This window comes from Methylobacterium sp. NPDC080182, from assembly GCF_050281105.1.
GTDB lineage: Bacteria > Pseudomonadota > Alphaproteobacteria > Rhizobiales > Beijerinckiaceae > Methylobacterium.
The window spans coordinates 1-13,434 of record NZ_JBNNWO010000024.1; the positions used below are offsets into that span (position 1 = coordinate 1).

Sequence of the window (13,434 nt, forward strand, 5' to 3'; positions counted from 1 at the left end):
CCTGCTCTTCTTCACGGCTCTGCTCCTCCCATCAGGGTCTCACAAAACCGGAAAACTCGCACTCAGGCCGGACCAAAGCGATGGGGGGACGTCAAGGGTCCGAACGTGAGCTTCCGGTTCAGCTGGCCCGAGAACCTGCCGAAGCGGTGAGCCGACAGATTGTGCGGGGCTGGCTCTGGCGCACGCATCCACGCGTCTCCTGCGATGCTGGCGAGGCATTTCTGCTGGCGCGGTTCTTCATCAGAATTGCTGGATCAAATCACCGTGTACCTTCCGAGAATTGCAGGATATTTGTGTAACAATTTTCTCTCTCGGACTTCACTATCGTGAAATCTAAATAACGCAGGATCTACTCCCGAATGCCACTCGAGCAGAGCCGACCTCGCGCCTGTCTAGGGAGGTTCCCGCCCCCGACCAGATGAGGCGAATTGTCCCGTGAAGATTGGTTGTCTGCGGAGAGGATTTGCCCATACTTTCCGTAAACTTAGCATTAAAACGCGCAATTTTGCCGCCATAAAGCGGAATTTAACCTGAGTTGTTTCTTCCGGATCCGGTTCCTGATCTACAGAGCTTTAAGTCCTCGCAGGGGAATATCGCATCTCGTGCCGGAATCCGTGCTCATCACCGGTGGCGCTGGCTTTATCGGCCGCCATCTCTTCATGGAGCTCTTGCGCCGCGGCTACCGCGTGCGGGTGCTCGATAACCTGATCGAGCAGGTCCACGGCGGCAACAGGAGTGGGGCTGCGGCGCTGCCGCCCGAGGTCGAGTTCCAGGTCGGCGACGTCCGTGACGGCGCGGCAGTGGCCAAGGCCCTGCGCGGGATCGACCGGGTCGTCCACCTCGCGGCCGAGGTCGGCGTCGGCCAGAGCATGTACGCGGTGGAGCGGTACGTCTCGGTCAACGATTGCGGCACGGCGGTGCTGTTCCAGCAGCTGATCGAGGCGCCGGTGAAGCGCGTGGTCGTGGCCTCCTCGATGAGCGTCTACGGCGAGGGACTCTACCGAACCTCGGATGGCGCCACCGCGGAAGAGGTCGTGCGCCGCCCGCGCCGGCCCGGCGAGCCCTGGGATCCCCTGGACGCGCGCGGGGAGCCGATGCGACCGATCCCGACCCCGGAGACCAAGCGCCCAGCGCTCGCCTCCGTGTACGCGCTGACCAAGTACATGCAGGAGCGCCTGACGCTGACGCTCACCCCCGCCTACGGGATGGAGGGCGTGGCGCTCCGCCTGTGGAACGCCTACGGGCCGGGCCAGGCGCTGTCGAACCCCTATACCGGCGTCCTGGCGATCTTCGCGGCGCGCCTCCACAACGGCCAGCCGCCGATGATCTTCGAGGACGGCGCGCAGCGGCGCGACTTCGTCCACGTGGAGGACGTCGCGCAGGCCTTCGCGCTGGCCCTAGAGCACCCAGCCGCCACCGGTCAGGTCTACAACGTCGGCAGCGGCCAGGACCGCACGGTCAGCGAGGTCGCCCGCCTCCTCGCCCGCGCCATGGGCCGCGAGGACATCGGGCCAGAGGTGACCGGCCAGGCGCGGCTCGGCGACATCCGCCACTGCATCGCCGATATCGGCAAGATCCAGCGGGAGCTCGGCTACGCGCCGCGCCGCGACTTCGCCGAGGGCCTCGCCGAACTCGCCGCCTGGGTGGCCGAGCAGCAGGCCGTCGATCGCGTCGCCGAGGCGCGGCGCGAGCTCGAAGCGCGCGGCCTCGTCGCGTGAGCGGCCGGCCGATCCTCGTCACCGGCGGCGCCGGGTTCATCGGCGCCAACCTGTCCGACAGCCTCGCGGCCGACGGCCACGCGGTGATCGTCTACGACATCCTCTCGCGCCCCGGCGTCGAGGCCAACCTCGCGTGGTTGCGGCAGCGCCACGGCAACCGGATCGTCCCGATCGTCGCCGACATTCGCAATATTCAGGAACTCGGCCGCGCGGTGGCGGAGGCCGGCGCGGTGTTCCACTTCGCTGCCCAGGTGGCGGTGACGACGAGCCTCGTCGCGCCGCGGGCCGACATGGAGATCAACCTCCTCGGCACCGTGAACCTGCTGGAGGCGCTCAGGGTGCAGGCGCGGCCGGTGCCGCTCCTCTACGCCTCGACCAACAAGGTCTACGGCGACCTGCCCGACATCGCCCTGGAGGCGGTCGGCGACGCCTATCTGCCGGCCGATCCGGAGCTGCGCCGGCGCGGCATCGGCGAGACCCGGCCGCTGGATTTCCACACGCCCTACGGCTGCTCCAAGGGAGCGGCGGACCAGTACGTCCTCGACTACGCCCGCAGCTTCGGCATCCCGGCGGCGGTGATGCGGATGAGTTGCATCTACGGCCCGCGCCAGATGGGCAACGAGGACCAGGGCTGGGTCGCCCACTTCCTGATCCGGGCGCTCGCCGGCGAGGCGGTCACACTCTACGGCGACGGACGACAGGTGCGCGACATCCTGCACGTGCGCGACGTGGTGGCGGTCTACCGGGCGGCGCTCGCCCGCATCGACGACGCGGCGGGCCACGCCTTCAATGTCGGTGGCGGCCCCGGCAACGCGGTCAGCCTGCTGCAACTCCTCGACCATGTCGGCACCCTGCTCGGGCACCCGGTATCGCGCAGCTTCCAGGCCTGGCGACCGGGCGATCAGCGCTACTACGTCTCGGACACGCGCCGGGCCGTCGCGCGGCTCGGCCTCGCCCCCTTCACGGGTTGGCACGACGGCGTCGCAGACCTCGCCGGCTGGCTCGCCGCCGCGCGCGTGTCGTCGGACGGCGCGGCACCGATCGCGGGAGCGGCCGCATGAGAGTCGCCCTGGTCAACCCGCCCTGGGACTACCGCAACAGCATCTATTTCGGCTGCCGCGAGCCGCACCTGCCGCTCGAACTCGGCTACGCCGCCGCGCTGCTGGTGGCCGCCGGCCACGAGACGCTGCTCGTGGACGCCCATCTCGAGGGCCTGACCGCCGAGGCCGCCGCCGACCGCGTGGCCGCCTTCGACCCCGCCATGACGGTGGTGGCGACCGCCCCCACCTACCTGTTCTGGCGCTGCGCCCCGCCGGAGCTGCGGGTGCCCCGCCTGTTCCTCGACACCCTGGCGGGCCGGGGCGGGACGACCGTGGCGGTCGGCCCCCACGGCTCGGCGACGCCGCGGCCGGTCCTCGACAAGCTCGGCTGCGCCGTCGCGGTGCGCGGCGAGTGCGAGGAAGTCGTCGCCCGGCTCGCCGGCCTGCCCGACCTGCGCCCGGATACGCTGCGGACCGTGCCCGGCCTCGCCGTCCGAGACGACGAAGCGGCCATCGTGACCGGCCCGCCCCAGGCCGGCCGCTTCACCGACCTGCCGGCCCTGCGCTGGCCGGAGGGCTGGATCGCCCGGCACCGGCACCACCACCACCGGTTCGACGCCGCGCCGGACGGCCCGGGCGCCGAGGTTGAGGCCTCGCGCGGCTGCCCCTACACCTGCTCGTTCTGCGCCAAGATCGACTTCCGCGACGCCTATCGCCGCCGGGAACTCCCCATCGTCCTCGACGAGATCGACGGGCTGATCGCGCAGGGCGTCACCTACGTCTACTTCGTCGACGAGATCTTCCTGCCGCAGAAGCCGCTTCTAGAGGCGCTGGTCGCCCGAAACGTCCGCTTCGGGATCCAGACCCGGATCGACCTGTGGAAGCCCGACATGCTCGACCTTCTCGGGGCGGCGGGCTGCGTCTCCATCGAGGCGGGGATCGAGAGCCTGACCGAGGCGGGCCGCGCCGCCCTCGACAAGCGCTGCCGCGCCTCGACCGACGACCTCGCGGAGCGCCTGATCCACGCCCGCCGTACCGTGCCGTTCGTGCAGGCGAACCTCATCGCCGTGGCGGGGGACGACCCCGACCTCGTGGCCGCGTGGCGCGACCGCCTGCGCGACCAGGGGGTCTGGGCGAACGATCCCGTCCCGCTCTACCCGTACCCGAGCTCCCCCGATTACCGGCGCCTCTGGGGCGCGCCCGACGACCAAGCCTGGGAGCGGGCACACGCCCACTACCTCGGCCAGTTCACCCAGTTCAGCGACATCCAGGACGAGCGCCCCCTCCCGTTATCCGAGCTGGAGGCCGCATGCGGGTGCTGCTGAGCCCCCCTCCGGCGACGGCGCCGCACGTCCTGATGAGCGCGGACGCGGTGGGCGGCGTCTGGCAGTACAGCCTTGACCTCGCCGCCGGCCTGGTGCGGCGGGGCTTGGCCGTGACCGTGGCGGTCCTGGGACCCGCGCCCGCCGACGCGCGGATCTCGGCGGCCGAGAGGGACACCGGCGCCCGCATCGTCGCCACCGGCCTGCCCCTCGACTGGACCGCCGGGACGCCGGACGCCGTGCTCGACGCCGCGCGGGCGCTGGCGGATCTCGCCCGCGCCTGCGGGGCCGACCGCGTGCACCTGCACAGCCCCGCCCTGGCCCTGGCGGCGTTTCCCGTGCCGGTGGCCGCCGTGTGCCATTCCTGCGTCGCGACGTGGTGGGACGCCGTCGAGACCGGGCCATTGCCGGCCGACCTCGCGTGGCGCCAAGACCTCACCGTGCGGGGCTGCCGCGCCGCCGACGCCCTCCTCGCCCCCACCCGCGCGCACGCCCTCGCCACCGCCCGGGTCTGCGGACTCGCGCGGCCGCCCGTCGTGGTCCGCAACGGGCGCGATCCGAGCGGCCTGCCGCCCCGGGCTGCCGCCCCCGTCGCCTTCACGGCCGGCCGCCTCTGGGACCGGGCGAAGAACAGCGCCGCCCTCGACCGCCTCGCGGCCCGCCTGTCCGTACCCCTGCGCGCCGCGGGCTCCGTCGACGGGCCGAACGGCGCCCGGGTCGAGACGCGCCACCTGCAGCGTCTCGGGCGGCTCGACGACGCGGGCATCGCCGCCGAACTCGCCGGCCGGCCGGTCTTCGTCTCGCTCGCCCGCTACGAGCCCTTCGGCCTCGCCGTTCTGGAGGCCGCCGCGGCCGGCTGCGCCCTGGTGCTCTCCAACATCCCGAGTTTTCGCGAGTTGTGGGACGGCGCCGCCGCCTTCGTGGACGCGGACGACGACGAAGCGGCGGCCGGTGCCGTGCGGGGCCTCCTCGACGATCCCGTCCGGCGCGAGGCCGCCGGCCAGGCCGCCGCGACGCACGCCGCCCAATACGGCGTCGCGCCGATGGTCGAGGGCGTGCTCGGCGTCCTGCGCGGCCTCGGCGCCGGGGCGCCGGCCCGGCTCGGGGGAGCCGCCGCATGAGGATCGCCTACTTCACCCACTCGCTCGCCTCGTGCTGGAACCACGGCAACGCGCATTTCCTGCGCGGCGTGCTGCGGGACCTGATGGCCCGCGGCCACGCCGTGACCGCCTACGAGCCCGAGAACGCCTGGAGCCTCGCGAACCTCCTGCGCGACCACGGCGAGGCCGGCCTCGACGCCTACCGGGCGGCCTATCCGGAGCTTGCCTCCACGCGCTACGCGGATGTCGACGCGGTGGTCGAGCGCGCGGCGGACAGCGACCTCGTGCTGGTCCACGAGTGGAACGAGCCGGCCCTGGTGGCGGCCCTCGGCGTCGCCCGGCGGCGCGGGGCGCGCTACACGCTCCTATTCCACGACACCCACCACCGGGCGGTGAGTGCCCCCGAGGAGATGGGGCGGTTCGATCTCTCCGGCTACGACGGCGTGCTGGCCTTCGGCGAGACCCTGGCCGCGGTCTACCGGGCGACAGGGTGGGGCCGCCGGGTCTTCGTCTGGCACGAGTCCGCCGACACGCGGCTGTTCCGGCCGCCCGCTCGGGAGGGCGCCCGCGCCGGCCTGATCTGGATCGGCAACTGGGGCGACGACGAGCGCAGCGCGGAACTTGAGACCTACCTGTTCCGGCCGGCCGCGCAGGTCGGCCTTCCCCTCGACATCTACGGCGTGCGCTACCCCGCGGCGGCGCTCGCGACGCTCGAGCGCTACGGCGCCCGCTATCACGGCTGGGCGCCGAACGCCGTCGCGCCCGGCCTGTTCGCCCGCCGTCTCGCCACCGTGCACGTGCCCCGGCGCTTCTACGTGGAGCGGCTGCCCGGCATCCCGACGATCCGGGTGTTCGAGGCGCTCGCCTGCGGCATCCCGCTGGTCTGCGCGCCCTGGGATGACGCGGAGGGCCTGTTCCGGCCGGGTCTGGACTATCTCGTCGCCCGCACCGGCGCCGAGATGGAGAGCCACCTGCGCGCTCTGCGGTCGGATCACGGCCACCGGCAGGCGCTCGCCACCGCCGGCCTCGCCACGATTCGGGCGCGCCACACCTGCGCGCACCGCGCCGAGGAACTCCTGTCCATCGCCGCGAGCCTGCGGGCGCCCGCCACCCTGGAGGCCACCGCATGAAGATCGCCTTCTACGGCTCCTCCCTGCTGTCGTCCTACTGGAACGGCGCCGCCACCTATTACCGGGGGATGCTCGCCGCCCTGGCGCGGCACGGCCACACGATCACCTTCTACGAGCCGGACGCCTTCGACCGGCAGCAGCACCGGGACATCGAGCCCCCGCCCTACGCGGCGGTGAACGTCTACCCGGCGACCATCGAGGCCGCCCGGGCGGTCGTTGCCGAGGCCGCGCAGGCCGACGTGGTCGTCAAGGCGAGCGGCGTCGGGGTGTTCGACGACGAGCTGCTCCAGGGCGTGATCGCGGCCTCCCGCCCGGAGGCGGTGCGGATCTTCTGGGACGTCGACGCCCCGGCGACGCTCTTCGAGATGCGCGCCGATCCCGACCACGCGCTCCGCCGCGCCCTGCCGGACCTCGACCTCGTGCTCACCTACGGCGGCGGCCCGCCGGTGGTCGCGGCCTACGAGGGCTTCGGCGCCCGGGCCTGCATCCCGATCTACAACGCGCTCGACCCGGAGACCCATTTCCCGGTGCCTCCGGAGCCGCGCTTCGCGGCGGATCTCGCCTTCCTGGGCAACCGCCTGCCCGACCGCGAGGCCCGCGTCGAGAAGTTCTTCCTCGCGGCGGCGGCGCGCCTGCCGGAGCGGTCTTTCCTCATCGGCGGCAACGGCTGGGAGAGCCGCGGCCTGCCGCTGAACGTCCGGCATCTCGGCCACGTCTACACGCGCGAACACAACGCCTTCAACACGACGCCCCTCGCCGTCCTGAATATCGCCCGCGACAGCATGGCGGCGGTCGGCTTCTCCCCCGCCACCCGGGTGTTCGAGGCGGCGGGTGCCGGCGCCTGCCTGATCACCGACGCCTGGGAGGGCCTCGGCCTGTTCCTCGACGAAGGCACCGAGGTGCTGGTCGCCCGGGACGGGCGCGACGTCGCCGACCACGTCGCCGCCCTGACCCCGGAGCGGGCCCGCGCCATCGGCGAGGCCGCCCGCCTGCGCATCACAGCCGAGCACACCTACGCGCGCCGGGCGGTCGAGGTCGACGCGATCCTGAGGGCCGCGGCGGCCCGCAAGGCGGACGCGACCCGGCGGAGCGTCGCGTGAGGGCGGCCCCGATGCGCCTCGTCGTCCTGGGGCTCAGCCTAACCTCCTCCTGGGGGAACGGCCACGCGACCACCTACCGGGCGCTGCTTAAGGCCTTCGCGGGGCGCGGCCACGACGTCCTGTTCCTGGAGCGCGACGTGCCCTGGTACGCCGCCCACCGCGACCTGCCCGAGCCGGGTTTCTGCGACCTCGCCCTCTACGCCGACCTCGACGGCCTCGACGCGCATCGCGCCGCCATCGCCGGGGCCGATGCCGTGGTCGTCGGCTCCTACGTGCCGGAGGGGATCGCCGCGGGCGACCGCGTGCTCGACTGGGCGCGGGGCGTCACCGCCTTCTACGACATCGACACGCCGGTCACTCTGGCAGCCCTGGAGGCCGGCACCTGCGCCTACCTCGCGGCCAGGCAGATCCGGGATCACGACCTCTACCTGTCCTTCACGGGCGGCCCGACCCTGCGGCGCCTGGAGCGGGATTACGGGGCGCCCGCCGCGAGAGCCCTCTACTGCTCGGTCGACCCGGATTCCTACCCGGCCCTCGACCGCCCGGCGCGCTACGACCTCTCGTATCTCGGGACCTACAGCCCGGACCGGCAGCCCACGCTGGAGCGCCTGCTGATCGAGCCTGCCCGCCGCGCGCCCGATCTCCGCTTCGCGGTGGCGGGTCCCCAGTACCCGGCCGGCATCGACTGGCCCGCCAACGTCGAGCGGATCGAGCACCTGCCGCCGGACCGGCACCCGGATTTCTACGCGGCGAGCCGCTACACCCTGAACGTCACCCGCGCCGACATGGTCCAGGCCGGCTGGAGCCCGAGCGTGCGCCTGTTCGAGGCGGGCGCCTGCGGCACGCCGGTGGTCTCCGACCGGTGGGACGGTCTCGACACTTTGCTCGTCCCGGAGCGCGAGATCCTGCTGCCCGACGGCGCGAACGGCGTCCTGGCCATCCTGCGCGGGCGCCCCGAGGCGGATCGGCTCAGCCTCGGCGCCGCCGCCCGCGCGGCGATCCTCGCGCGGCACACCGCCGCCGCCCGCGCGGAGGAATTCGAACGCTTCCTCGGCGAAGCGGGCGCGCGGCCCGGATCCGCGCGCTCCGGCGCGCCCGATCTCGCGATCATCGGTCACTAGGCACTCGGGAGAATGATGGTGGGAACCAGGAGCGGCATCCGAGTCCTCGTCGCCGGCGGCGCCGGGTTCATCGGCTCGCATCTGATCGACGCGCTCCTCGCCGACGGGGCGCGCGTCACCTGTGTCGACAGCCTGCTGACCGGGCGGCGGGCGAATCTCGCCCATCTCGCCAACGAGGCGCGGTTCGATTTCGTCGAGGCGGACGTGACGGAGCCGCTGCCGGCGCTGCCGCGGTTCGACTGGGTGTTCAACCTCGCCTGCGCGGCCTCGCCGCCGCACTACCAGGCCGATCCGGTCCACACGATGATGACCAGCGTGCTGGGCACCGGCCGGCTGCTCGAGATTGCCCGGGACGCCGGGGCGCGCTTCCTCCAGGCCTCCACCAGCGAGGTCTACGGCGATCCGGAGCGGCACCCGCAGCAGGAATCCTACTGGGGCAACGTCAACCCGACCGGGCCGCGGGCCTGCTACGACGAGGGCAAGCGCTCCGCCGAGACCCTGACCTTCGATTTCGAGCGCCAGCACGGCCTCGACATCCGCGTCGCGCGGATCTTCAACACCTACGGGCCGCGGATGCGCGCCGATGACGGCCGGGTCGTCTCCAACGTGATCTGCCAGGCGCTCGCCGGCGACGACATCACGGTCTACGGCAACGGCGAGCAGACCCGCTCCTTCTGCTACGTCAGCGACCTAGTGGACGGGCTCCTCCGGTTGATGGCGGCGGAGACGCCCCTCGCCGGCCCGGTCAACCTCGGCAACCCACGCGAGTTGACGGTCGGCGCACTGGTCGACCTCGTGGTGCGGATGACCGAGACCCCGTCCCGGATCGTGCGCCGGCCGCTGCCCGTGGACGATCCCCAGCGCCGCCGGCCGGACATCACCCGCGCCGAGACCCTGCTCGGCTGGTCGCCGCGGGTGCCCCTGGAGGAGGGCCTGGAGGCGACGATCGCGTGGTTCTCCCGCGAGATCGCCCCGCGCCGGGCGCGTCCGGCCATCGAGGAGCGCGCCGTTGTCGCCGGCTGAGCCACGCCCTGGGCGGCCGAGGCGCTGATGGACGCCGCCCCCATCCGCGTCGGCCTCGTCGGAATCGGCAACTGCGCCTCGTCCTTCGTGCAGGGGCTGCACCATTACCGCGACGCGGCGCCCGGCGAGCCCGTGCCCGGCCTGATGTCGCCGGATCTCGGCGGCTACCGAGTGCGCGACATCGCGGTCGTCGCGGCCTTCGACGTCGCCGCCGCCAAGGTCGGGCGCGACCTCGCCGCGGCCATCCTGGCCGCGCCCAACAACACGCAGGTCTTCACCGCGGTGCCGGAGACGGGCGTCACGGTGCGGCGCGGGCCGACCCACGACGGGATCGGCCGCTACCTCGAAGGGGTGGTCTCGGAATCGCCCGAGCCGGTGGCGGACGTGGTCGCGGAGCTGCGGCGCACCGGCGCGCAGGTGCTGGTCTCCTACCTGCCGGTTGGCTCGCAGGCGGCCACGGAGTTCTACGCGGACTGCGCCCTGCAGGCCGGCTGCGCCTTCGTGAATTGCATCCCGGTCTTCATCGCGTCGAACCCGGAATGGGCGGAGCGCTTCGCCGCCCGGGGGCTGCCGATCGTCGGGGACGACATCAAGAGCCAGGTCGGTGCCACCATCGTGCACCGGGTGCTGGCCAATCTCCTGCGCGAGCGCGGCGTCCGGCTGGACCGGACGTACCAGCTCAACTTCGGCGGCAACGCCGACTTCCTCAACATGCTGGAGCGTGAGCGGCTGGAATCGAAGAAGCTCTCGAAGACCCGGGCGGTGACGAGCCAGCTCGACGGAGCCCTGGCGCCGGGCGACATCCATGTCGGTCCGAGCGACCACGTTCCATGGCTGACCGACCGGAAATGGGCGCATATCCGGCTGGAGGGCACGGCCTTCGGCGGCGTGCCGCTCAACATCGAGCTGAAGCTCGAAGTGTGGGACTCGCCGAACTCCGCCGGCATCGTGATCGACGCGGTGCGCTGCGCCCGCCTCGCCCTCGACCGGGGCCTCGGCGGGGCGCTGGAGGGGCCGTCGAGCTACTTCATGAAGTCGCCGCCCCGGCAGTTCACCGACGCGGAGGCGCGGGACCGCACCCTGCGCTTCGCGGCGGGCGAGGGCGTGTGATGGCGATCCGCGCACCGGCGGGCGCGGAGCGGACGACGCGTTCGCTGACCCCGATCGCCGTGTTCCCGGCGGGCCGCCCCGCATGAGGCAGGTCTTCCTCGTCCGCCACGGCAGCCACGACCGGCTCGGCCGGATCCTGTGCGGGCGCATGCCGGGCGTCTCCCTGGGCGAGGCCGGCCGCGCCGAGGCGCGGGCGCTGGCCGACGCCCTTGCCCGCCGCCTCGCCGGGCGCGGCGCCGGCACCCTGCTGGCGAGCCCGCGCGAGCGCACCACCGAGACCGCCGCGCCGATCGCCGCGGCCGTGGGGCTGACGGTCGCGACCGAGCCCGACCTCGACGAGATCGAGACCGGCGTTTGGACGGGCCGCAGCTTCGACGCCCTCGCGGCCGATCCCCTCTGGGCCGCCTGGAACGCGGAGCGCGCGACCGCGCGCCCGCCGGGCGGCGAGAGCATGGCGGAGGCGCAGGGGCGGGTCGGCCGGGTCCTCGCTCGCTTCGCTCAGGACGGCGCGCCGGTGATCCTGGTGAGCCACGGCGACGTCATCCGGGCCGCCCTCCTCGGGCTCCTCGGCTTGGGGCTGGACGCCTACGACCGGATCGTCGTCGACCCGGCCTCCTGCAGCGAACTCGCCCTCTGGCCCGGCGGCGGGCGGGTCGTGTCGATCAACGAACGGACCGCACCATGACGGACCGCACCGCGACGGCCTCCGACCTGCGCCGGCAGGCCGACGCCCTCGGCCCCTGGTTCCACAACATCGACCTCGGCGGCGGCGTCTGGACCGCCCCGGACCATTTCCTGGGCGACTATCCGGGCGTGAAGTGGCGGCGCTTCGCCGACGCGCTGCCCGCCGACCTGACCGGCAAGAGCGTCCTCGACATCGGCTGCAACGGCGGCTTCTACGCCATCGCGATGAAGCAGCGCGGCGCGGCCCGCGTGCTCGGCCTCGATTCCGACGAGCGCTACCTCGCCCAGGCCCGCTTCGCCGCCGCCAGCCTCGGCCACGACATCGAGTTCCAAAACCTGTCCGTCTACGACGTCGGCACCCTCGGCGAGCGGTTCGACGTCGTGCTGTTCATGGGCGTGCTCTACCACTTGCGCCACCCGCTGCTGGCCCTCGACCTGATCCGCGAGCACGTGGCCGGCGACCTCCTGGTGTTCCAGTCGATGCTGCGCGGCAGCCGGGCGGTCGAGCCCGTCGCCGAGGATTACGACTTCTGGGACATGGACCAGTTCGAGCGGCCCGGTTACCCGCGGATGCACTTCGTCGAGCGCGCCTACGCGCACGACTGGACGAACTGGTGGATCCCCAACCGGGCCGGCATCGAGGCGATGCTGCGGGCGAGCGGCTTCGCCATCGCGGCCCAGCCGGAGGCGGAGATCTATCTCTGCCGAACCGCGCCGGTTCCCTACGGGCTGGGGGCCGAATACCCCGCGCGGTCGAAGCCGGACGAGAGCGGGCAAGGACGCGGAAACACGCGATGATCGACTCGGTGATGCTCTGGAACGAGCCCAACAACAAGTCCCACTGGGACCCGGAGATCGACCCCGACTGGCTGCTCTTCGCCGAGATGGCCAAGGAGGCGGGCCACGCGGTCCGGGCGGCGAACCCGAACCTGATCCGCGTGCTCGGCGGCATCTCGCCGATCGACCCGGTCTTCATCCGCAACATGCAGGGACGCGGCGTCCTCGACGCCGTCGACGCCGTGGCGGTGCACGGCTTCCCCCTCGACTGGAATCTGTGGTCGATCCACGACTGGCCGGCCAAGCTCGACGAGATCCGCGCCGTGACCGACCTGCCGGTCTGGGTCTCGGAGGTCGGCGTCTCGACCTTCGGCGCCGAGGAGGTGCAGGACTGGGGCCTGCGCCGCACCCTGGAGCTGCTCTCGGGGCGGGCGCCGCGGATCCACTGGTACAGCCTCTACGACCTGCCGCGGGAATGGGAGGCCACCACCCGCCACAAGGAGGCCGAGGGCTCCTCCTACTACCGGCACTTCCACATGGGCCTGCTCCGGCAGGACGGCACCCCGAAGATCGCCCTGGAGAGCTTCGCCCGCCACGCGCCAGAGATCGGCCTGTGCCAGTGGTTCCACTTCGAGGACCACCGGCTCGACGAGGCCGTCGCGTGGATGAGGCGGCTCGGTGTCCGCTACCTGCGCACCGGCCTGTCCTGGGCCGACAGCTTCCGGCCCGGGGCGCTGGACTGGTTCGACCGGCAGATGGCGGCGCTGCAGGATTTCGACGTCACCGTCACGTTCTGCTTCACCCCGGAGCACCGGGGCATCTCGCCCCACCACACCAGCGCGCCGCTGGTCCGCGCCGAGTTCGCGGAGTTCTGCGCCGCCATGGTCCGGCGCTACGCGCCCGCGTAGGTTAACATCCGCTTCCGGAGTACGGGCCAAGCCCTGCGCTGGCTGTTCCGGATCGGCGGCCGCACGGTCGAACTCACGCCGAACGCCGGCATCGTCACGGACTTCAGCGATGCAGTCGCGGCAATCTAGGTAGCCGAAGGCGGCATTGGCGTCTCGCCGATGTATATCGTCGCGTCCTACGTCGAGCGGGGCGCGTTAGTGCCGGTCCTGCAGAGCTTCGCCACTGAGCGTTCCGTGTTCACGGCGCTGTGGCCGGAGAGCCGACGCGGCGATCCAAACGTGAAGGCTTTCCTGGCATTCCTCGGTGGTATGCTCCCATCCCCGACACCTTGGGACAAGCTGTTCGAAGGTGCGGCGAGGGCGTGAGCGGTCCCCGTGGAGATGTCCGCTTCGGGACATCC

12 protein-coding genes are annotated in these 13,434 nt (G+C 72.4%); all 12 read left to right on the forward strand.

Annotated elements, in window-relative coordinates; all coding sequences use genetic code 11:
* The first annotated feature begins 602 nt into the window (after positions 1–602).
* A complete protein-coding gene (locus tag ACQKQD_RS29450) occupies positions 603–1,718 on the forward strand; it encodes an NAD-dependent epimerase/dehydratase family protein (protein ID WP_427510326.1) in 1,116 nt (371 codons plus the stop codon).
* Positions 1,715–2,779, forward strand: a complete 1,065-nt coding sequence (locus tag ACQKQD_RS29455; RefSeq protein WP_427510327.1) for an SDR family NAD(P)-dependent oxidoreductase — start codon at positions 1,715–1,717, stop codon at positions 2,777–2,779. Before ACQKQD_RS29450 ends, ACQKQD_RS29455 begins: the two co-directional genes overlap by 4 nt.
* Entirely contained in the window at positions 2,776–4,083 is a 1,308-nt protein-coding gene (locus ACQKQD_RS29460; protein WP_427510328.1) for a TIGR04295 family B12-binding domain-containing radical SAM protein, read from the forward strand. The genes ACQKQD_RS29455 and ACQKQD_RS29460 overlap by 4 nt, the downstream gene beginning before the upstream one ends.
* A complete protein-coding gene (locus ACQKQD_RS29465) occupies positions 4,068–5,201 on the forward strand; it encodes a glycosyltransferase family 4 protein (protein WP_427510329.1) in 1,134 nt (377 codons plus the stop codon). The genes ACQKQD_RS29460 and ACQKQD_RS29465 overlap by 16 nt, the downstream gene beginning before the upstream one ends.
* A complete protein-coding gene (locus tag ACQKQD_RS29470) occupies positions 5,198–6,310 on the forward strand; it encodes a CgeB family protein (protein WP_427510330.1) in 1,113 nt (370 codons plus the stop codon). The genes ACQKQD_RS29465 and ACQKQD_RS29470 overlap by 4 nt, the downstream gene beginning before the upstream one ends.
* On the forward strand, positions 6,307–7,410 hold the full coding sequence (locus ACQKQD_RS29475) for a CgeB family protein (protein ID WP_427510331.1): 1,104 nt from the start codon (positions 6,307–6,309) through the stop codon (positions 7,408–7,410). Before ACQKQD_RS29470 ends, ACQKQD_RS29475 begins: the two co-directional genes overlap by 4 nt.
* Positions 7,411–7,421: 11 nt before the next feature.
* Positions 7,422–8,531, forward strand: a complete 1,110-nt coding sequence (locus tag ACQKQD_RS29480; protein ID WP_427510369.1) for a CgeB family protein — start codon at positions 7,422–7,424, stop codon at positions 8,529–8,531.
* A gap of 15 nt (positions 8,532–8,546) precedes the next feature.
* Entirely contained in the window at positions 8,547–9,554 is a 1,008-nt protein-coding gene (locus ACQKQD_RS29485; protein ID WP_427510370.1) for a UDP-glucuronic acid decarboxylase family protein, read from the forward strand.
* Between the two features lie 27 nt (positions 9,555–9,581).
* A complete protein-coding gene (locus ACQKQD_RS29490) occupies positions 9,582–10,664 on the forward strand; it encodes an inositol-3-phosphate synthase (protein ID WP_427510332.1) in 1,083 nt (360 codons plus the stop codon).
* An 82-nt stretch (positions 10,665–10,746) separates the two neighbouring features.
* The gene (locus ACQKQD_RS29495) at positions 10,747–11,349 is read left to right on the forward strand and encodes a histidine phosphatase family protein (RefSeq protein WP_427510333.1); all 603 of its coding nucleotides are present in this window, start codon (positions 10,747–10,749) and stop codon (positions 11,347–11,349) included.
* Positions 11,346–12,146, forward strand: a complete 801-nt coding sequence (locus ACQKQD_RS29500; protein WP_427510334.1) for a TIGR04290 family methyltransferase — start codon at positions 11,346–11,348, stop codon at positions 12,144–12,146. Before ACQKQD_RS29495 ends, ACQKQD_RS29500 begins: the two co-directional genes overlap by 4 nt.
* The gene (locus tag ACQKQD_RS29505) at positions 12,143–13,033 is read left to right on the forward strand and encodes a beta-xylosidase (protein ID WP_427510335.1); all 891 of its coding nucleotides are present in this window, start codon (positions 12,143–12,145) and stop codon (positions 13,031–13,033) included. Before ACQKQD_RS29500 ends, ACQKQD_RS29505 begins: the two co-directional genes overlap by 4 nt.
* Positions 13,034–13,434 lie beyond the last annotated feature (401 nt).

What these genes read in the sequence shown, in the direction of transcription:
- ACQKQD_RS29480 (WP_427510369.1), top strand. Translation starts at nt 7,422, where the DNA reads ATGCGCCTCGTCGTCCTGGGGCTCAGCCTAACCTCCTCCTGGGGGAAC.
- ACQKQD_RS29475 (WP_427510331.1), top strand. Translation starts at nt 6,307, where the DNA reads ATGAAGATCGCCTTCTACGGCTCCTCCCTGCTGTCGTCCTACTGGAAC.
- ACQKQD_RS29465 (WP_427510329.1), top strand. Translation starts at nt 4,068, where the DNA reads ATGCGGGTGCTGCTGAGCCCCCCTCCGGCGACGGCGCCGCACGTCCTG.
- ACQKQD_RS29460 (WP_427510328.1), top strand. Translation starts at nt 2,776, where the DNA reads ATGAGAGTCGCCCTGGTCAACCCGCCCTGGGACTACCGCAACAGCATC.
- ACQKQD_RS29490 (WP_427510332.1), top strand. Translation starts at nt 9,582, where the DNA reads ATGGACGCCGCCCCCATCCGCGTCGGCCTCGTCGGAATCGGCAACTGC.
- ACQKQD_RS29470 (WP_427510330.1), top strand. Translation starts at nt 5,198, where the DNA reads ATGAGGATCGCCTACTTCACCCACTCGCTCGCCTCGTGCTGGAACCAC.
- ACQKQD_RS29500 (WP_427510334.1), top strand. Translation starts at nt 11,346, where the DNA reads ATGACGGACCGCACCGCGACGGCCTCCGACCTGCGCCGGCAGGCCGAC.
- ACQKQD_RS29485 (WP_427510370.1), top strand. Translation starts at nt 8,547, where the DNA reads ATGGTGGGAACCAGGAGCGGCATCCGAGTCCTCGTCGCCGGCGGCGCC.
- ACQKQD_RS29505 (WP_427510335.1), top strand. Translation starts at nt 12,143, where the DNA reads ATGATCGACTCGGTGATGCTCTGGAACGAGCCCAACAACAAGTCCCAC.
- ACQKQD_RS29495 (WP_427510333.1), top strand. Translation starts at nt 10,747, where the DNA reads ATGAGGCAGGTCTTCCTCGTCCGCCACGGCAGCCACGACCGGCTCGGC.